The organism is Sphingopyxis sp. 2PD (assembly GCF_005503695.1).
GTDB lineage: Bacteria > Pseudomonadota > Alphaproteobacteria > Sphingomonadales > Sphingomonadaceae > Sphingopyxis.
Genome location: NZ_SCMU01000007.1, coordinates 1 through 17966, shown reverse-complemented (window position 1 = coordinate 17966; position 17966 = coordinate 1). Strand labels below are relative to the sequence as shown.

The following is a 17966-nucleotide window of genomic DNA, read 5'->3' as shown; positions in this document are numbered from 1 at the left end:
GAGACTAACGCTCCAGGCGAACGCGCAGGCGCCGTGCGCGCTCGCGAAACGCATGTTCCCCGCCCTCGAGAATGTCGCAGACCATCTTGCGGATCGGTGCATCTTCGAGGCCGCCGCTCGCATAGGCGATCTCGGGCAAGCCATCCCCCGGATGCGGGCCGGCCGATGCAACGATGACCTGATCGGCGTCGGTGTTGATCACCAGATTGGCGTTATGCGTGACGATGATGACCTGGCGCTTCGCCTTGGCCTTGAGGAACAGGCCGACGAGTTCATCATAGATCGACTTGGGATCGAGATTTTCCTCGGGCTGATCGATGATCAGCGGCCGCTCATCTGCGTTGTCGAGCGCGAGGTACAGCAGCAGGAGTACGATGCCGCGCGTGCCCGGCGAAAGTTTGCGGATGTCGACCCCATCATAATCGACGCTGTACCGGACTTCGATATGATCGGTGCCATAGAGCCAGCGCGCGAACAGCTTGAGCCAGCCGCGGAATGCGGCGGCATCGCTGCGCTGTGCGAGAGCATGTTCGAAGAAGCTGTTCTGATATTTTTGGCGAAAGTCTTTGAGCGCCTCGGTCACTTCTTCGGCGGTCCCACTCTCCCAAACGCCGCGAAGCTCGTCATTCGCGGCCTCGAGCAATTTGCCCTCGCCGCGGAACGGGCCCTGTCGGCGAAGGTCCAGCAGATCCTCGCCGCGCTTTGCCCACTCCGCCATGTCTGCTCGGCGGGTGACGGTGAATGCAAGCTTCCCGAGCGTCCCGCCCGTCTCGTCCATTCGCGCCCGGATGGGTGCGTAAAGGTCGTTGAGGACCTGCTGTTCCGAAAACACCGCTTCGAAGATCCGCCGGTAGCTTGACTGCCTTTCCGTAGGCAGGCCCTTGGCGCGCTCCTCTGCGCCCTCATAGTCCTTCAGCTTGTCCTGCAGGACCGAGAGCAATTCGGTCTCGGTCGTGATTTTCGTCGACAGGGAATTGAACCGTTCGCGTGTTTCCTTGTCGACGTTTATGATATCGCCGAGCCGCCGGATTTCCGCATCGAGCCGGCCAAGGGGAAGTCTCGTCAGATCGGCATCGTCGGCGATGAGCGGGGTCGCTGGATCGGTGATTGCGATATCGATCCCGCGCCACCCGTCACGGTTCTTCCGGGTGGAGGACAGGTTGTCGTTGATGATGCCGTCCACATTGCCGCTGTACTGCGTCAGAAACGGGTCCCACGCCTCTCCGGCTATGCCGGCATCCTTGTGGCGCTCTTGCGCATCGCGCAGATTTTCGGGCGCCTGATGGGTCCGGAAGTCCGAAACCTCGTCCTGGACGAGTAGCAACTTCTGCTCGCGATTGGTCAGGCGCCTAACCCGTGCGCGCACTTCGTTTGCCGCCTCGGTCAGGGCCTCGAGGCGCTTGATCCGGTCCTCGCTGCCTTTGCGGACAAGCTTGCCGCGGTCCTCGGTGAGCTGGGTGATCTTGAGCTTCTTCTCGTCGACCTGCTTCCGAATGGCCACGATCTGAGATTGCTTCTCGAGCTCGATGTTGATCCGGTCGGACAATTCCTCGAGCTTCTGTTCTTCGCGGCGTCGCGCCTCGCGGAACCGGGCTGCCTTGAGGTCGCGAAGGTCCGCAAAATCGACCGCGCCCTCTCGCTCGGTCGGGCTGTGGGCGTCAAAGACCACGCGCTCGACTTCCGACAGCAGGCCATCGGTCATTCCCTCCGGTGAGCAGAGCGATTCCACGAACTGCTGTGTCAGGTATCGAGCGCGGGCGTAGCCGTCCCATGCCGCCGCGGCATTATCGAGGCCGCGTTCGGTGACAACGCCATTGCCCCAATCGAGCTTCACCGTCGCATCGTCGAGATATTCGCTCGCCCGAACCAGGAAAGACTGCATAGGGAGCTGGTCGGCATGGGCATCGCAGCCCGCTGCGATCATGTCGGCCAGCGCGGTCTTGCCGGACCCGCGCGCACCAATGATCGCGACGAGGCCCGGGTTGAGATCGATCACCGAATTGGGGGCCCACGGCGCATTCGTCAGGGTCACACGGTGGATCGTCTCAGACGGCGCAGCTGCGGGCGGCGCCTCGGTCCCGACGTAAGCGCGGCCCTCGGGATCGATGCAGGCCTGCTTCAGTCCGTCGAATGTCGCCGCACCTTTGATCCAGGTATAGCGGTCGCCATCGGGCGCGCCCGTTCGTTCCACAGAATGCCCGTCGCTGCCGTGCATGCAGGGCTTGAGCCCGCCGTAGGTCTCGCAGATATGCTCGCGACTGGTTTTTCGGCCGAGCCAAAATTCACGTTGCGCCGGGCTCGACGCGAACATGATGTGAGCAAAATGTTCAATCTGCTGGCGCAAAGCTTGGTCTGCGCCATCTTGAAGTCCCGATGTCCCATCGCCCTTCGCGCCGGCGACCGCGATCAGGATATTCTCCTGCGCCCAGCTCATCCCCTTATATTCTTCACGGAGCTGATCGAAGCTTACCTTGAATTGTTCGGAGCCGTGGCGAAGCGCTGAACGATCATCGGTCAGCTCGGAATTGAGCGAACGTCCCAGGCGGATCAGCTCCGAAGGATTACAGGCGAAGGTGTCGGTCGTGGTCTTGAAGGTCAGGCGCTGAAGGAAGCGCGTGAGCTGCTCGATATGATCGGGATCGTCGGGGCAGACGAGCAGATGGGCGTTGATCCACGACCGCGCGGTTCCCACGCTGAACCGAAGCTCGATATTCGGAAAGATCAGGTCGCAGTCCTTGAGGCGACCTTGCTCCTTGCGCGCGCGAACCTCCTTGTAGAGTTCAAGCCCGTAATAGTCGGTAATACCGAGCGCACGGATCGCCGGCGTCGCACCCTCGATCGCGGCAAGATAGGCTTCCCAATCGCCCTTGAACTGGTCGTTGAAGATCGTGCCCGGGGCGTGGACGTGCGGATCCCATCGCAGCCACAACGATCCCGGTCCGATCGATTCCTCTTCCCCCACGGTCATGGCGCGGCACGCTATCGTCAACAGGGGGGAAACGGAAGTGCCGCCGCCAGATCAAACCATTTTGGATCTATTTTGTGCCGGGGCCTGCGGCCTGATCGCAGGGCGGCTCGGGCTCGCCGGAACCGCAGGACTTGCCGGCCGTTTCCCAGTGGCAACGTCCATAGGAGCTGTCATGGCAAGCGCACCGCCCGACCCGCATCCCGATTCTCCCCCGACCGGCCCCGAGCAAGTTCCGGAGCAGGTTCCCCTTCCTGATGACGACGGTCGGGAAAGTGTCGAGGACGTGCCTGACGCAGAATGATCGTCGGGCCGCTTGGCTTCTCGCCTGCGGCATGGCGCCCGCATATCTGCGGAGCGGAAATGGTAAGCCCCGCTACATCGCTGCAGCGGGGCTTCCCTAGATTGCATCCGAAGATGCGATCAAATTCTGCCATTCTTTCGTCTGGACAGGTAAGTGAAACGTGCCGGGCGCGCGATGGTTCCGTGGGCTACTTCGAGGCCCGGAATTTTTCTATCGCCGCAGCGTGACCGCGATCGGGCAGTGGTCCGAATAATGCTTCTCGCCGGGCGCATAGAGCGTTTCGCTGAACCCCGTCCGGTCGGCGGCGGCGCGCCGGTCGAGCACGATATGATCGATGAAACTGTCGTAACGCGGATCGCAGGCCGGCGGCTGGCCCGCGTCGGCGAGCATCAAATCGGCGTTGGCCGGATCGCCATCGTCGATTTTAGTCCAGATCGCGTCGCCGGGAAGCGCGAGCCGCCGGTTCCAGTCGCCCAGCACCGCGAAGCGCTCGGGCCCGGCGGCGGCCGCGTCGATCCAGGCTTCGAGCGCCGGAATCTGGTCCTGGAATATGGGGCAGGCCTTCGCCTCGTTCCCGGAGAAGCAGCCTGACTTGAGGTGGATGCCGAGAAGGCGGATCGGTGTGCGGCCCTCGGGGCGGAGCGTGATGTCGACGCCCGAGCGAAGCTGTTCGTTGCCGCGCATCAGCGACGTCACATCGGCATGGCGATCGAAGGCCATATCCTTGCGGATCGCAAAACCGACCGCTTGGCGGATCACCGTCTGCGACGGGAACTTGCCGCCGCAGGTGCCGCCCGGCGCGCCCTTCCGCGCTTCCATGATCACGACATATTTGGCGGGGTCGAAGACCCGCGCCGCGGCGGTCTCATTCTCGGCCTCCTGAAAGGCGATCACATCGGCGTCGAGGTCGTCGACGATGCGGCGCATCGCGGCATAATCGCTGTCATCCCTGGGGTTGCAGCCTTCGCCGTTCCTCGCGGCGAGAAATTCCAGGTTCCAGCTCGCAAGCTTGAGCGGTTTCGATGGAGCAGACGGGTTCGCGGGTGCGGAGGTCGCGGGCGAGCAGGCGGCAGCCAGCAGGAGCAGGGCGGATGCGATGAGGCGGTGGGGAAGCATCCGCCGCTACTGCCGCACGCCGCCACCGAGTGCAACTCGCCGTGCCGCGCCTTGGCGCGGCGCAGATGGCGCCGATCCGTCCGCGGCGCTATAGCGCCCGCCCGGCCGGGATCCTTCCGGCCGCTCAAGGAGATGATTTTATGAACCACGCCGAACTGTCGGACAGCGTCGCAACCGCACTTGGTCTGAGCAAGGCCGATGCGAAGAAGGCTGTCGATGCCGTTTTCGCTGCGATCACCGACGCCGCCGCCAAGGGCGACGAAGTCTCGGTGAACGGCTTCGGCAAGTTCAAGGTCAAGGAATCGGCCGCGCGTGAAGGCCGCAATCCCTCGACTGGCGAAACCATCCAGATTGCGGCTTCGAAGAAGCTGACCTTCGGCGCCGCGAAGGCCGTCAAGGATCGTCTGAACGGCTGAGCCGGTACGTCCCGCCGGCGTGCCCGGCGGGACGGCCGCGCGGCGGCATGTCGGGCGCGGCATCTGATGAGCGCGCTCTGGCCTCGCAGGCTCGGCCAGGGGTCGCACTTTTGTTTTGGCCGCGCGGCACACTCGGCTCGCTATCCTTGCGGGGCGGCGGCTAGGCACGGGAGCGCATCGCACGCCGCCCCGCTGCGGGCTCGCCAAGAGTGCGGTTGTTCGGGCCCTGCGGGCCGGCGACATCATGACCTAGAGCGGAAGTTCCGCCTGTTTGCGCAAAGGCTCAACGAACAGCGTGCGACGCGGCGGTTCCTCGAACAGCAGCTCGTTCGGCAGGCTGCCGTCGAGCCAATGGTTCGCGTCGCGCCGCTGGATGATCACGCCGTGGCGCGACTGATAGGGAATGACATCGGCGCCCGCCGGGATGGTGAGGATGCGGTAGGACAGCGGCCAGTCGGCGAGTGGCGGGTCCCACACTGCGGCGAGATAGAAGAAATTGCCGCTGTCGAGCGTCACCCGGTAGCGGTGATCGCCGGTTCCCATGCGAAACTCGGACGCCGGGATCAGGCAGCGGCGCGCCGGGAAGGCGCGGCCCTCGGCGCGCACGAAACGATAATTGATCCCGTCGCTAAACCGCGGGTCGGAACCCCAAACCGCTTTGACCATTTCGATCTCGGTCATATTGTCGGGATTGCGCCGGACGAGCGCTTGCACGCCTCCGCTCGGGGCGTCGGGATCGAAAGGGGTTGGCGCGATACCCATATGTGGAACATAATGGGAACGATGTTGAGTCGCAAGGGCGAGGGGGCCGACGCGCATGTGCAATGATTATCGGCTCGAAATTGACATCGCGTCGATCGCCGAGGACTTCGACAACCTCCAGATCAAGATCGACATGCCCGAGGGCGCACCGAACGTGCCGGCGCGCGAGGATGTCCGCATCACCGATACAGCGCCGATCGTGAAGAGCAGCGACGGCGCCGCCGCCGGATCGCTCGTCAACCGGCGCTGGAGCTGGCCCGGACAGGGCGGCAAACCGGTCTATAATGTGCGCTCGGAGCGCCGCGATCTCGGCATGCAGCGATGCCTCGTCCTCTGCGACGGTTTCTATGAGTTCACCGATCCCACCGACCCTGCGCAGAAGCGGCTCGACAAGTGGCTGTTCACGCTGAAGGACCATCGCTGGTTCTGCATGGCCGGCGTCTGGCGCGACAGCCATGTCGGCGAAGCCTTCAGCCTCCTGACCATGGACGCAGGTCCCGACATCGCACCCTATCACCATCGCCAGATCATTCCGCTGCCACGCGATCAATGGGCCGCTTGGCTCGATCCGCGCGTTCCGGCCGAGGACATATTGAAATGGCTTCCCGAAGGCAGCCTCGAGGTGACGCAGGTATATGGTAAGCCGCCTGCACAAGGCGCTCTTGCCTTATGACGAACGAAGAGGGACTCGATCTGTTCGTGACCGCGCAAGAGCAAATCTACCCGCGCGCGCTCGGCGAGATTCGCCGCGGCAAGAAGTGCTCGCACTGGATGTGGTTCATATTCCCGCAGCTGGCAGGCCTTGGCCGAAGCGCGACGTCGAAGCTCTACGGTCTCGCGGGAGCCGATGAGGCGCGGGCCTATCTGGCCCATCCGCTTCTCGGCGCGCGCTATGCCGAATGCGTCGAAGCGATCCAGGACCTGCCGGCAAGCGACCCGGTGGCGGTCTTCGGCGAGGTCGACGCCGTCAAGCTGCGTTCATCGCTGACATTGTTCGAGGCCGTGAGCCGGCGGCCGCTCTTCTCCGCCGCGCTCATCCGCTGGTTCGGCGGCGAGCGCGATGAGCGCACCCTCGGCCTGCTCAGCCGCGACGACAGCATGCCGTGACGCCGACGCGTGTCAGCCGCGCGGATTGCGAAACAGCGGCAGCATCCGGTGGAGCACTTCGTCCTTGTCGAAAAAATGATGCTTGAGCGCGCCGAGAACATGCAGCGCGAGCACGACGTAAATGGCCTTCACCATCAGCTTGTGTATGTCGCCGAGCTCTTCGGCGAGATCCTCGTTCAGCGGTAGCGGAAGATTGGGCGCGGGCACGGCGCCGTAAAGCGGCACTTCAGGCGCCCCGCCCGCCGACGCTGCGGCCCAGCCGAGAAGCGGGGCGCCGATCATCAGCACATAGAAGAGGACATGGGTCGTGCGCGCGAGCATCCGTTCCCATGACGGCATGCCGCCGGGGAAGGCCGGCCAGGGATGGCCGAAGCGCCAACCGAGCCGGATAATGCTGAGCGCGAGGATCGTGATCCCGACCGATTTGTGCAGATGATAATAGCCAAGTTTCTCGCTGTCCGAGGCGTCCTCCATCCAGCCGCCAAAGGTGGCATTGGCGATGATCAGGATGGCGATCGTCCAGTGCAGGACGATCGAGACGGTGGAATAGCGGCTGTGATTCTCACGCATGATTCGCCTCGCAATAGGTCCGTCACCGGTCTTCCAATGCTTTGGCGGCGATCCTCGTTCCGTCAGCAGGACGCAGCCGTCACGATCATGAGCCCAATTTGTTTCGCTTTTACAGAGGCCGGGCGGAAGGCGCGCACCGATTCCCGGCGGTTCGTCGCGGCCCGCTTGACGCGCCCTTTGACTCGGTGGAACATAAAGGGAACATTTGAGTCGATATTTCCCATGAGCACGACGCCCCAATCTGCACCTCGGCCAAGTGCCAGAGATATCGACGTGCTTCGCGCGGCGGTGGCGCGTGTAGCCGCCTCGCGCGGGCCGGTCTTGCCGTTCGGCGTCGGGCCGGTCGATCATCTTCTCGCTGGCGGCGGGCTCGATGGCGCAGGCCTGCACGAGGTCACGGGCGCCTCGGCAAGCTGGAGCGATGACGCTGCGGCAACGCTCTTCGCGGCTGGAATCGCGTCGCGCTTCGCGGCGGCGCCCGACGTGTCGGCGCTCTGGGCGCTGACGCGGTTCGATCTCTATGCCCCCGGTCTCGAACAGGCGGGGCTCGGTCCGGACCGCGTGCTCTATGCTCAAGGCAGGACCGACAAGGAACTGCTGGCGCTGTGCGAGGACGCGCTGCGCGACGGTTCGCTCGCCTGCGTCGTTGCCGAAGTGAAAGCGGCCGATCAGACCGCGACGCGCCGGCTGCAACTGGCAGCATCCGAGGGCAACACGCCGATGATCCTCTATCGCCGGTACCGGCGTTATGGCCAATGCCCGCTCGCCGATCCGTCGCTCGCAATGACCCGCTGGCGCATCGGCACCTTGTCGTCGGGCCGCCTCGCCTCGCCCGGCGTCGGGCGCGGGCGCTGGAATGTCGAGCTGGTCCGGCAGCGCGGCGGGCCGCCTTTTTCCCTCGAACTGGAGGCGTGCGATGACCAGGGTCGCCTCGCTCTTCCTGCCGCAACTGCCGATCGAGCGGTTGCGCCGGGCAGAACGGACACCGTCGCATTCGGGCACGCCGCCTGATCGGGCGCGGGCGGGTCCGCGCTTCCCCGAGCCTGTCGACGACAATCCCGGCACCTGTTCGGTGCCGCGCGGCGGCGGCTGGCGTCCGGGCGCGCGCTGGGCGCAAGGCACGCACTCCGGCGAGCCGTCGCTCGACGCCCTCCCGGCGCACCAGCGACCGACGATGCGCGAGCTCGGACGGCGGAGCGAAGCTGCCGCACCGGTGTTCCGGGCGTTGCGCTCGGACGACGGGACGTCGGGCGGGATCGCTGCGCCGCTGCCGCCGCTCTGGGGCCTCCGTCCGACGATCGTCGTCGCGCGAACCGGCCAGCGCGACGTCGTGACCGCCGCCTGTCCGGCGGCGCTCGATCTCGGCCTCGTGCCCGGCATGGCGGCCGCCCATGCCCGCGCGCTGGTCTCCGATCTCGACATACTCGATGCCGCACCCGACGCCGATCGCGCGTGGCTCGATCGCCTTGCGCTCCACGCCGCCCGCTGCTGGACGCCGACGGCGGCAGTGTCGGGCATCGACGGGCTGTGGCTCGACCTGTCGGGCACGACGCATCTCTTCGGCGGCGAAGAGCGTTTCGCGGCGCGTCTGCTCGGTTTTCTACGGCGCCTCGGCTTCACCGCGCGTGTCGCGATCGCCGGCACGCCCGGCGCCGCTCACGCGCTCGCACGCGATGGCGGCGCGGGCGTGCGGATCTTGCCGGAAGGAGGCGAGAGCGAGGCGCTGGCGCCTTTGCCGCTGGCGGCGCTCCGGCTGGCGCCGGAGGCGCTCGCCGCGGCGGCGCGCTTCGGGATCGAGCGGATCGCCGATCTTTATCCGATGCCGCGCGGGCCATTGGCCCGGCGGCTCGGGCGCGGCGCGGTCGAGCGGCTCGACCAGGCGCGAGGGTTCGTACCCGAGCCGATCGTGCCCGTCGTCCCGTTCGACATGCCCGAGGCGCGCCGTTCCTTGCTCGAGCCGATCGGGACCGCCGAGGCGATCGAGCAGGTCATCGCCGACCTGCTCGGCGATCTCGTGCTCGCGCTGCGCGAGCGCAGTCTTGGCGTGCGGAGCCTCGTCTTGCGCTGCGACCGGCTCGACATGGGCGCGCAGTTCGTCACCGTCGGCACGGCGCGCGCGACGCGCGATGCGAAACATCTGCTGCGCCTGTTCAGGCTCCGGATCGACCGGATCGAGCCGGGGCTCGGGATCGAGACGATGGTTCTCGCGGCGCCGCAGGTCGAAGCGCTGGCGCCCGAGGCGATCGCCGCCGTGCTCAACACGGCACGCCAGGCGCCCGACCTCGCTCCGCTCGTCGATGCGCTGGCCGGCCGCGCCGGCGATGCCGCGCTGTTCCGCCTGTCCGCGATCGAAAGCGATGTCCCCGAGCGCGCGATCGTGCGCGCCGGGCCTTTGGCCCAGCCTGCCGGCTGGCCCGTCTGGCCGCGGCCGATCCGGATGCTCGCGCGGCCCGAGGCGCTGTCGGGCGTCGTCGCCTTGCTTCCCGACCATCCGCCGCGCCGCTTCGCGTGGCGCGGGCGGAGCTATGCGGTGGTCGCAGGCGATGGCCCCGAGCGCATCCATGGCGAATGGTGGCGCCGCCCGGGCGAGATGTGGGCGGTTCGCGACTATTTCCGGGTCGAGGCGACAAGCGGCGAGCGCTTCTGGCTCTTCCGCCGCGGCGACGCGATCACCGACAAGACGGGTGACCTCAGCTGGTACATGCACGGCGTGTTCGGATGACGGACCCCGTTACGACCTATGTCGAACTCTACGCCACGAGCCATTTTTCCTTTCTGCGGGGGGCCTCTTCGCCCGAGGAATTGTTCGCGGCCGCCGCTGCCCTCGGCCATTCGGCCCTCGGGCTTTGCGACCGGGGCAGCGTCGCCGGCATGGTGCGCGGTCTGTCGGGACAGGAAGCAACCGGCGTCCGGCTGATCGCGGGGACGCGCGTCGACCTTCGCGACGGTCGCTCGATCCTCCTCTATCCGACGGACCGCGCGGCCTGGTCGCGGCTGACCCGGCTGCTCTCCTTGGGCAAGGGGCGCGGCGGCAAGGGCAATTGCTGGCTCGACTGGCCCGACGTCGCGGCCTCGGCCGAGGGCCTCGTCGCGATCCTCCTGCCCGGTGAAGCCGACGAACGGGCGCGGCTCGATCTCGCCGAGCTCAGCGGCGCCTTCGGCCCGCGCGCCTTTCTCGCGCTCGCGCTGCGCCGCCGGCCCGGCGATTTCGCGCGGCTTCGCGCGCTCGATGCGCTGGCGCAGGAAGTGGCGGTGCGGAGCGTCGCGCTCGGCGACATCCTCTACCATGCGCCCGAACGGCGCCCGCTGCAGGACGTGCTGACCGCGATCCGCGAGAAGACGACGGTCGATGCGCTCGGGTTCAAGCGCGAACGCTTCATGGACCGGGCCTTGAAGAGCCCGGCCGAGATGGAAAGGCGCTTCGCGCTGTTCCCCGACGCGATCGCGGCGACCGCCGACATCGCGGCAGCCTGTCGCTTCGACCTTGCCGAGATCCGCTACCAATATCCCTATGAGCAGGTGATGGAGGGCCGCACCGCGCAGGAAGCGTTGGCGGCGTTGACCGAGGAAGGTGCGAACCGGATGTTTCCGGGCGGCGTGCCGCCTGCCTTTCGGAAACAGATCGATCACGAGCTGCGCCTGATCGGCGAGCTCGGCTACGCGCCCTATTTCCTGACCGTCAATTCGATCGTCGCCGAGAGCCGGCGGCGCGGCATATTGTGCCAAGGGCGCGGGTCAGCCGCGAACAGCTGCGTCTGCTTCCTGCTCGGCGTGACTTCGATCGACCCGATCAAGCACGAGCTGCTCTTCGAGCGCTTCGTGTCGGGTGAACGCAAGGAGCCGCCCGATATCGACGTCGACTTCGAACATGAGCGGCGCGAAGAAATCATCCAGTGGATCTACGAGACCTACGGCCGTCATCGCTCCGCGCTGACCGCCGTGGTCACGCGATACCGAACCCGCGGGGCGGTCGCCGAGGTGGGGAAGGCGCTCGGGCTACCGCGGGATCTCACCAAGATGCTGACCGGCCTCGTCTGGGGCTGGTCGGTCGACGGCATCCCCGAGGAGCGCATCGCTGAGCTTAACCTCAACGCCAATGACTATCGACTTCGGCTGACGCTCGATCTAGCGCGGCAGCTGATCGGGACGCCGCGGCATCTCTCCCAGCACCCGGGCGGCTTCGTGCTGACCGAGGAGCGGCTCGACGATCTTGTGCCGATCGAGCCGGCGCGGATGGAGGACCGCCAGATCATCGAATGGGACAAGGACGATATCGACGTCCTCAAATTCATGAAGGTCGACGTGCTGGGTCTCGGGATGCTCGGCTGCATGAACCGGGCGTTCAACCTGCTCCGCGAACACAAGAGCATCGATGTCGGCATGGCCGACCTGCAGGACGACGACCCGGCGGTCTATGGGATGATCCAGAAGGCCGACACGCTCGGCGTCTTCCAGATCGAGAGCCGCGCGCAGATGTCGATGCTGCCGCGGATCAAGCCCAAATGCTTCTACGACCTCGTGATCGAGGTCGCGATCGTCCGCCCCGGCCCGATCCAGGGCGACATGGTGCACCCCTATCTTCGGCGGCGTGAAGGCAAGGAGAAGCCCGAATATCCAAAGCCCGAGCTTCGCGCCGTGCTCGAGAAGACCTTGGGGGTGCCACTCTTTCAGGAGCAGGCGATGAAGGTCGCGATCGTCGGTGCCGGCTTCACGCCGGTCGAGGCCGACCAGCTTCGCCGCGCGATGGCGACCTTCAAGCTCACCGGCGGCGTATCACATTTCTACGACAAGCTCGTCGGCGGCATGGTCGAGCGCGGCTATCCCAAGGATTTCGCCGAGCGTACCTTCAAGCAGATCGAGGGTTTCGGGAGCTATGGCTTTCCCGAGAGCCACGCCGCGAGCTTCGCGAAAATCGCCTATGCCTCATGTTGGATGAAGCATCATCATCCGGACGTCTTTTGCGCGGCCTTGCTCAACGCGCAGCCGATGGGCTTCTACGCGCCCGCGCAGATCGTGCGCGATGCCCGGAATCACGGCGTCGAGGTGCGCCCGGTCTCGATCAACGACAGCCATTGGGACTGCACGCTGGAAAGGAGCGACGGGCGCTATCTCGCGGTTCGCCTCGGCTTCCGCCAGGTTCGATCGCTCGCGAACATACATGGTGCCGCGATCGTCGGGGCGCGCGGCGATGTGCCCTACGACTGCGTCGAGGATGTATGGCGGCGCGCCGGCGTGCCGCGCGCCGCGATCGAGCGGATCGCCGAAGCGGATGGATTTGCCTCTCTGTCCGAGGACCGGCGGCAGGGGCTGTGGAAGGTCCGCGGCCTCGGCGAGGCGCCGCTGCCGCTCTTCGCGGCCGCCGACGCGCGCGAGGCGAACTTCTCGCCCGAAGGGCTCGAACCGCCGACCGCGCTTCGGCCGATGACCGAAGGACGCGAGGTGGTGGAGGATTATCGCACGCTTCAACTGAGTTTGCGCGCGCATCCCTTAAGTTTCCTGCGCGAGGAGCTGGACCGGATGGGGATCGTCCGCTGCGCGGATCTCGGCTCGATCCGCGATGGCCGGAATATCGAGGTCGCCGGGGTGATCCTCGTCCGGCAACGCCCCGGCTCGGCAAAGGGCGTGCTGTTCGTCACGATCGAGGATGAGACCGGTATCGCCAACGGCATCCTCTGGCCCGATCGCTTCGACATCTATCGGCGCCAGGTCATGGCGGCGTCGATGATCGCGATGCGCGGCCGCGTCCAGAAGGAAGGCGAGATCATTCATGTCATCTGTGACCGGATAACCGACCATGACGCGATGCTGCGGCAGGTCGGGCGCAGCGCGCTTTCCATTGCGCCGGGACGCGGGGACGGGGCGCGGAACGGGGGCGGGCCCGACAGCCGCGAGCCTGCGTTGCGCGTCCGGAGCCATGACTTTCACTGATGGTGGCCAAATGCTCCGGTTGCAGGACCACTCCCTCCTTGGCTGCCTGACTGCGGGCCTCGGCTCGCCTCATGCCGTCAACCCCCTGCGGGGGTTCGCCCTCGCGTACCGCTCGGTGACGGCGGCTCGCGGGCCCTTCGGTCGGCGCCATCGGGGATGGTCCCGAGCAACCCAAGGAGACACGACATGGCCACCATCGCAAATCTCACCGTCAAGGCCGACGGCAGCTTCGAAGGCACGCTGACGACCCTTCTGGTCACCGCGCCGATCGCGATCGTCCCGAACGGCCGCAAGGTGAAGGACAATGAGCCCGACTTCCGCGTGATCGCGCGCAAGAACGGCTACGAGGTCGGCGCCGGCTGGACCCGCACGTCGCAGTCGAACGGCACCGAATATGTCTCGGTCACCCTTTCGGCCCCCGAATTCGGCACGATCTACGCGAATATCGCGAACGCGCCCGGCGACGATCCGATGAAGAAGGTGCTTATCTGGAACCCGCCGAGCTGACCCCAGCGGCCCCGCCTTCGGGCGGGGCCGTCATTTTTCCTGCGTGAGTTTCGCCAATCGGCGCGGAAGCTCCGAGGCCAGCTTGCGCTGCTGGAATGGCGAGGCCTTCTTCCAGCTCCGGCATTCGGACTGGGTGCGGCCGCAGCCGGGGCACCAGCCCGTCCGACCGTCGAACGCACATAATTCGATGCAGGGCGAACGCATCGCTCAGTTGCACTCGATCGTGACGTGACGCAGCTCGTGGACCGGCGCGAGGCGCTCGCGGATCGCCGCGCCGGTGAGACCGGCAGGCCCGGCGACGCTGACGATCGCGGCATGCGCGTCGGGTCCGAGGCGCCATACGTGAAGATCGACGATCCGGGCATCGCCGGGCGCCTCGACCAGCTCGCGGACTTCCTCCGCCACATGATCGTCGCTCCGGTCGAGCAGGACCGCGGCCGTGTCGCGCATCAGGCTCCACGACCAGCGCGCGATCACGATCGCGCCGACGATCCCCATTACGGGGTCCATCCACACCCATCCGAGATAGCGTCCCGCAAGCAGGGCTGCGATGGCGAGCACCGACGTCAACGCATCGGCAAGCACATGCACATAGGCCGAGCGCAGATTATTGTCGCCGCTCTGCGCCATTGGCCCATGGTTGTGATGATGATCGTCGCCATGGCCATGGCCATGACCATGGTGATGTCCGTGCCCATGACCATGGTGATGCCCGCCCGACAGCAGGAAGGCGCTCGCAATGTTTACGCCAAGGCCAACCGCCGCGACGACAGTCGCCTCGAGAAAAGCGACGTTGGTCGGATTGAACAGTCGCGACACCGCTTCGACGCCGATGCCGAGCGAAACAAGCCCGAGCGCCATCGCCGAGGCAAATCCTCCGAGATCGCCGACCTTGCCGGTTCCGAAGCTATAGGCCGCGTTGTGCGCATTGCGCTTCGCATAACCATAAGCGATCGCCGCCACGCCGAGGGCACCGGCATGCGTCGCCATGTGGAAACCATCGGCGAGCAGCGCCATCGATCCCGTGATGTAGCCGGCGATGATCTCGCCGACCATCATCAGCGCGGTCAAAACGACGACGAGCAGCGTGCGCCGGGCATTCTCGTCATGTGACGCGCCCAGGAACATATGATCGTGGACACGCGCGTCCGCGATGGGGGTAGTGGCCATTATGCGATCCTATTTGCTGTAGCGGCGGATAACGGTGAGCAACTCCTCGGCACCGGCCGCGCGCTCGGCGTCGGTCAGCCCCGGGCGCGAGACATGCTCCTCGAGATGATCGGAGATCACTTCCTCGATGAGCCCGGCGACCGCGCCGCGGACTGCCGCAACAAGATGCAGGACTTCGGCGCACGGCGCTTGCGACTGGAGCGCTCGCTCGATCGCGCCAACCTGTCCGCTGATGCGGCGGACGCGCGCAATGAGTTCGGAATTATCGCCTGAAAGATGTGCCATAGGGATACCCCCTACCCCTACCCAAGGCAGAAGGCAAGCAACCTCGTGTGGAGAGGCACGATCGCCAAGTCCCACTACAGGGGCCACGGCGCACGCAGATTGTGGTCCGGGAGGAAGGCGCAAGGGCCTCCAGTCCCCGCGAAACCATACCCGCTCTCGATAGCCGCTGATCCCTGGGCTCGAAGCCGGGCCTCCTTCAATCAACCCGTGAAGGGTCCGCTACGCTTCGCGTGCGGCCGCAGCCTTGCTGCGGTGATTGCGGCCCGCCCCCGGCCGGCGGGGCGACTGTCGAGCGGGAACGGTCCCGCTCCGAAAGGACAGGAGCCAAACCCATGCCGCTTTCCACCGCTCAATCGCTCGGCTGGAGCCTCGCCCGCACGATGATGACGATCATCGTCCTTATCGAAACGACAAAAGGCTATGCGGTGATGCCCATCGAAGAGTTCGACGGCGACCCCGAACACATCGTGTGCGAATATGACCCGTTCAACCGCTGAGCCCGCAAAATTTGCCCCGCGATGGTTCCAGTTCCGGTTCCGTCGCGGGCGGCTGTCTGCTAGATTGACGGTGCAGACCGCGCTGTGGTGGTGGTGGAGAGCGCGTCCCCAGGGAGGACGCTCGTGACTTTCATGCTTACGTGCGTCCCGGAGGCGACATCCTGCTCCGCGTCGACGGTTGGCCGAAGGTCCAGCAGGTGCTCTCGGCGATCGATGCGATCGAGGCCGACGGGCTCGACCCGTGCGAGACGGCGCCCGATCATTGGCGCCACATCGGCAGCCATATCGCCGCCGGACTGCCGTTCCGGCCCTATGGTCCGGAGCGGCACCGGGCATGGCTCCAGCGCAAGGCGATCGCGCCATGAACCGCCGCTGGTTCCGCGCAACCGCGGCGAGCGCTACGCTCTTCGCGGGGCTGTTCGTCGCGGCGGCAGCGCTCGCGCCGAAACCGCGCCTCATCTGGAACGCGAGCCCGAGCGTTCCGATCGGCTTCTACCGCGTCGATGTCGGCGCCGATCCCGAGGTCGGCGACCTCATCCTCTTCCACCCGCCCGAGGCGGTCGCGACGCGCCTCGCGGTGCGCGGCTATCCCCCGCCCGCCTTCTTCTGGTGGTGGTTTGCCTTCGACGCCTATGCGCCGCCGATCTTCTATCGCGGTGCCGCGATCGCCGCGTCGGGCGGGCTGCTGTCGGTTGTCGTCGCGATCAGCATGTCGGTGTGGCGTGCGCGCGAGCGCCGGCGGGCCGAGACCTACGGATCGGCACGCTGGGCGCAGGAGCGTGAGATACGGGCTGCCAACATGCTCGGCCCCGATGGCGTCATTCTCGGGCGCATGGCCGGAACATACCTGCGTCACGATGGCGCCGAGCATGTCCTCTGCTTCGCGCCGACCCGATCCGGAAAGGGCGTCGGCCTCGTGGTGCCGACCCTGCTGACTTGGCCGGGGAGCTGCATCGTCCATGACATCAAGGGCGAGAACTGGCAGCTCACTGCGGGCTTTCGCGCAAAGCATGGCCGGGTGCTGCTCTTCGATCCGACCAACCCCGCATCGGCCGCCTATAATCCGCTCCTCGAAGTCCGGCGCGGCGCGTGGGAAGTACGCGATGTGCAGAATGTCGCCGACGTGCTGGTCGATCCCGAAGGAAGCCTCGAGCGCCGAAACCACTGGGAGAAGACAAGCCACGCCCTGCTCGTCGGCGCGATCCTCCATGTTCTCTACGCCGAGGAGGAAAAGAGCCTTGCCGGTGTCGCGGCCTTTCTGTCGAACCCCGAGCGCAAGATCGAGGCGACGCTCCACCGGATGAAGACCACCAGCCATTTGGGAGATCGCGTCCACCCGGTCGTCGCCGCGGCGGCGCAGGAGCTGCTCAACAAGAGCGAGAATGAGCGGTCCGGCGTGCTGTCGACCGCCATGTCCTTCCTCGGTCTTTATCGCGATCCGGTGATCGCCAAGGTCACGGGACATTCCGAGTGGCGCATCGCGGACCTGATCGGAAGCGAGCGCCCGGTCTCGCTCTACCTCGTGGTGCCGCCCGGCGATATCAGCCGGACCAAGCCGCTCATGCGCCTGATCCTCAACCAGATCGGGCGGCGGCTGACCGAGGAGCTGAATCCCAAGGCACGGTCGCAACGGCTGCTGTTCATGCTCGACGAGTTTCCCGCGCTCGGACGTCTCGATTTCTTCGAAAGCGCGCTCGCCTTCATGGCGGGCTATGGCATCAAGGCCTTTCTGATCGCCCAGTCGCTCAACCAGATCGAGAAGGCCTATGGCCAGAGCAATGCGATCCTCGACAATTGCCACGTCCGGGTCAGTTTCGCGACGAACGATGAGCGCACCGCCAAACGGATTTCCGATGCGCTTGGCACTGCGACCGAGCAACGCGCGATGAAGAATTATGCCGGCCATCGGCTCTCGCCCTGGCTCGGCCATTTGATGGTGTCGCGCACCGAAACCGCCCGGCCGCTGCTCACCCCCGGCGAAGTCATGCAGCTCCCCCCGGACGACGAGATCGTGATGGCCGCCGGCCTCGCACCGATCCGGGCCAAGAAGGCGCGCTACTATGGCGACCGGCGCCTGGCCGGCCGCGTCATTCCGCCGCCCGCACCCGGTCGCGGTCTTCCCGCCGGCCACGATTGGATGGCCGACCGGGTACAGCAGCCGATGGAGACGAAAGCGAAGGCGGCGGGCCGCGCCGAGATGCTCGATGCCGCGCGCGCGGCGGCCGCCGAGGCCGAAGGCCGCGAGCGCTTCCGCCGCTTCCGCAAGGGCAATTGAGATGGGCCGGGCGGGCGGGCTGGTGATGGGGGCAATCGTCCTGGGTCTTGCGCTGACCCTTGCC

15 protein-coding genes and 2 pseudogenes are annotated in these 17966 nt (G+C 66.2%); 10 read left to right on the top strand and 7 right to left on the bottom strand.

The features are described from left to right. Positions 1–4: 4 nt before the first annotated feature. Positions 5–2968 carry a TrlF family AAA-like ATPase gene (locus FFS18_RS07755; RefSeq protein ID WP_137870389.1) on the bottom strand — a complete coding sequence of 988 codons (2964 nt, stop codon included), beginning with the start codon at positions 2966–2968 and terminating at the stop codon, positions 5–7. 511 nt (positions 2969–3479) lie between these two features. Continuing rightward, positions 3480–4385 carry an endonuclease/exonuclease/phosphatase family protein gene (locus tag FFS18_RS07750; RefSeq protein ID WP_037553331.1) on the bottom strand — a complete coding sequence of 302 codons (906 nt, stop codon included), beginning with the start codon at positions 4383–4385 and terminating at the stop codon, positions 3480–3482. A gap of 140 nt (positions 4386–4525) precedes the next feature. On the opposite strand from FFS18_RS07750, the gene FFS18_RS07745 reads away from it, so the two are divergent. After that, positions 4526–4801, top strand: coding sequence for an HU family DNA-binding protein (locus tag FFS18_RS07745; protein WP_037553418.1), 276 nt, complete (start codon positions 4526–4528; stop codon positions 4799–4801). A gap of 249 nt (positions 4802–5050) precedes the next feature. Here the strand turns inward: FFS18_RS07745 and FFS18_RS07740 are convergent, their stop codons facing one another. Next, positions 5051–5563 (bottom strand): SOS response-associated peptidase family protein, encoded by a 513-nt coding sequence (locus tag FFS18_RS07740; protein WP_037553332.1) that lies wholly within the window; start codon positions 5561–5563, stop codon positions 5051–5053. Between the two features lie 55 nt (positions 5564–5618). Between FFS18_RS07740 and FFS18_RS07735 the strand changes: the two genes are divergently transcribed. Together FFS18_RS07735 and FFS18_RS07730 are read left to right on the top strand one after the other, a co-directional pair. After that, positions 5619–6236: an SOS response-associated peptidase family protein gene (locus FFS18_RS07735; protein ID WP_037553333.1), complete on the top strand. Its 618-nt coding sequence runs from the start codon at positions 5619–5621 to the stop codon at positions 6234–6236. Further along, entirely contained in the window at positions 6233–6670 is a 438-nt protein-coding gene (locus tag FFS18_RS07730) for a DUF1810 domain-containing protein (RefSeq protein WP_037553335.1), read from the top strand. The genes FFS18_RS07735 and FFS18_RS07730 overlap by 4 nt, the downstream gene beginning before the upstream one ends. A 12-nt stretch (positions 6671–6682) precedes the next feature. Here FFS18_RS07730 and FFS18_RS07725 read toward each other — a convergent pair whose 3' ends face one another. Beyond that, complete coding sequence (locus tag FFS18_RS07725; protein WP_037553336.1) at positions 6683–7240, bottom strand: cytochrome b; 558 nt, start codon at positions 7238–7240, stop codon at positions 6683–6685. A gap of 222 nt (positions 7241–7462) precedes the next feature. Between FFS18_RS07725 and FFS18_RS07720 the strand changes: the two genes are divergently transcribed. The 4 genes from FFS18_RS07720 to FFS18_RS07705 all read left to right on the top strand — a co-directional run bounded on the left by FFS18_RS07720 (position 7463) and on the right by FFS18_RS07705 (position 13675). Next, on the top strand, positions 7463–8251 hold the full coding sequence (locus FFS18_RS07720) for an ImuA family protein (protein WP_228383753.1): 789 nt from the start codon (positions 7463–7465) through the stop codon (positions 8249–8251). Then, on the top strand, positions 8157–9962 hold the full coding sequence (locus tag FFS18_RS07715) for a DUF6504 family protein (protein ID WP_081932951.1): 1806 nt from the start codon (positions 8157–8159) through the stop codon (positions 9960–9962). Before FFS18_RS07720 ends, FFS18_RS07715 begins: the two co-directional genes overlap by 95 nt. Then, on the top strand, positions 9959–13168 hold the full coding sequence (locus tag FFS18_RS07710) for an error-prone DNA polymerase (protein WP_037553338.1): 3210 nt from the start codon (positions 9959–9961) through the stop codon (positions 13166–13168). Before FFS18_RS07715 ends, FFS18_RS07710 begins: the two co-directional genes overlap by 4 nt. A 186-nt stretch (positions 13169–13354) precedes the next feature. After that, a complete protein-coding gene (locus FFS18_RS07705; protein WP_037553339.1) occupies positions 13355–13675 on the top strand; it encodes a DUF736 domain-containing protein in 321 nt (106 codons plus the stop codon). A 30-nt stretch (positions 13676–13705) separates the two neighbouring features. Here the strand turns inward: FFS18_RS07705 and FFS18_RS07700 are convergent, their stop codons facing one another. The 3 genes from FFS18_RS07700 to FFS18_RS07690 are packed head-to-tail and all read right to left on the bottom strand — an operon-like array spanning position 13706 to position 15130. Beyond that, positions 13706–13879 carry a DUF1289 domain-containing protein gene (locus FFS18_RS07700; protein ID WP_037553340.1) on the bottom strand — a complete coding sequence of 58 codons (174 nt, stop codon included), beginning with the start codon at positions 13877–13879 and terminating at the stop codon, positions 13706–13708. Between the two features lie 3 nt (positions 13880–13882). Next, entirely contained in the window at positions 13883–14845 is a 963-nt protein-coding gene (gene dmeF / locus FFS18_RS07695; protein ID WP_037553341.1) for a CDF family Co(II)/Ni(II) efflux transporter DmeF, read from the bottom strand. Between the two features lie 9 nt (positions 14846–14854). Then, entirely contained in the window at positions 14855–15130 is a 276-nt protein-coding gene (locus tag FFS18_RS07690; protein WP_037553343.1) for a metal/formaldehyde-sensitive transcriptional repressor, read from the bottom strand. 332 nt (positions 15131–15462) lie between these two features. Between FFS18_RS07690 and FFS18_RS17430 the strand changes: the two genes are divergently transcribed. The 3 genes and pseudogenes from FFS18_RS17430 to traG all read left to right on the top strand — a co-directional run. Beyond that, entirely contained in the window at positions 15463–15627 is a 165-nt protein-coding gene (locus tag FFS18_RS17430) for a hypothetical protein (RefSeq protein ID WP_162928261.1), read from the top strand. Between the two features lie 137 nt (positions 15628–15764). After that, positions 15765–15992 (top strand): annotated as a pseudogene (locus tag FFS18_RS07685) (DUF2840 domain-containing protein); the annotation flags it as partial. Continuing rightward, positions 15989–17863, top strand: a pseudogene (gene traG, locus FFS18_RS07680) (IncP-type conjugal transfer protein TraG); the annotation flags it as partial. The pseudogenes FFS18_RS07685 and traG, both read left to right, overlap by 4 nt. Positions 17864–17966: the final 103 nt, after the last annotated feature.

What these genes read in the sequence shown, in the direction of transcription:
- FFS18_RS07755 (WP_137870389.1), bottom strand. Translation starts at nt 2,968, where the DNA reads ATGACCGTGGGGGAAGAGGAATCGATCGGACCGGGATCGTTGTGGCTG.
- FFS18_RS07750 (WP_037553331.1), bottom strand. Translation starts at nt 4,385, where the DNA reads ATGCTTCCCCACCGCCTCATCGCATCCGCCCTGCTCCTGCTGGCTGCC.
- FFS18_RS07745 (WP_037553418.1), top strand. Translation starts at nt 4,526, where the DNA reads ATGAACCACGCCGAACTGTCGGACAGCGTCGCAACCGCACTTGGTCTG.
- FFS18_RS07740 (WP_037553332.1), bottom strand. Translation starts at nt 5,563, where the DNA reads ATGGGTATCGCGCCAACCCCTTTCGATCCCGACGCCCCGAGCGGAGGC.
- FFS18_RS07735 (WP_037553333.1), top strand. Translation starts at nt 5,619, where the DNA reads ATGTGCAATGATTATCGGCTCGAAATTGACATCGCGTCGATCGCCGAG.
- FFS18_RS07730 (WP_037553335.1), top strand. Translation starts at nt 6,233, where the DNA reads ATGACGAACGAAGAGGGACTCGATCTGTTCGTGACCGCGCAAGAGCAA.
- FFS18_RS07725 (WP_037553336.1), bottom strand. Translation starts at nt 7,240, where the DNA reads ATGCGTGAGAATCACAGCCGCTATTCCACCGTCTCGATCGTCCTGCAC.
- FFS18_RS07720 (WP_228383753.1), top strand. Translation starts at nt 7,463, where the DNA reads ATGAGCACGACGCCCCAATCTGCACCTCGGCCAAGTGCCAGAGATATC.
- FFS18_RS07715 (WP_081932951.1), top strand. Translation starts at nt 8,157, where the DNA reads ATGACCAGGGTCGCCTCGCTCTTCCTGCCGCAACTGCCGATCGAGCGG.
- FFS18_RS07710 (WP_037553338.1), top strand. Translation starts at nt 9,959, where the DNA reads ATGACGGACCCCGTTACGACCTATGTCGAACTCTACGCCACGAGCCAT.
- FFS18_RS07705 (WP_037553339.1), top strand. Translation starts at nt 13,355, where the DNA reads ATGGCCACCATCGCAAATCTCACCGTCAAGGCCGACGGCAGCTTCGAA.
- FFS18_RS07700 (WP_037553340.1), bottom strand. Translation starts at nt 13,879, where the DNA reads ATGCGTTCGCCCTGCATCGAATTATGTGCGTTCGACGGTCGGACGGGC.
- dmeF (WP_037553341.1), bottom strand. Translation starts at nt 14,845, where the DNA reads ATGGCCACTACCCCCATCGCGGACGCGCGTGTCCACGATCATATGTTC.
- FFS18_RS07690 (WP_037553343.1), bottom strand. Translation starts at nt 15,130, where the DNA reads ATGGCACATCTTTCAGGCGATAATTCCGAACTCATTGCGCGCGTCCGC.
- FFS18_RS17430 (WP_162928261.1), top strand. Translation starts at nt 15,463, where the DNA reads ATGCCGCTTTCCACCGCTCAATCGCTCGGCTGGAGCCTCGCCCGCACG.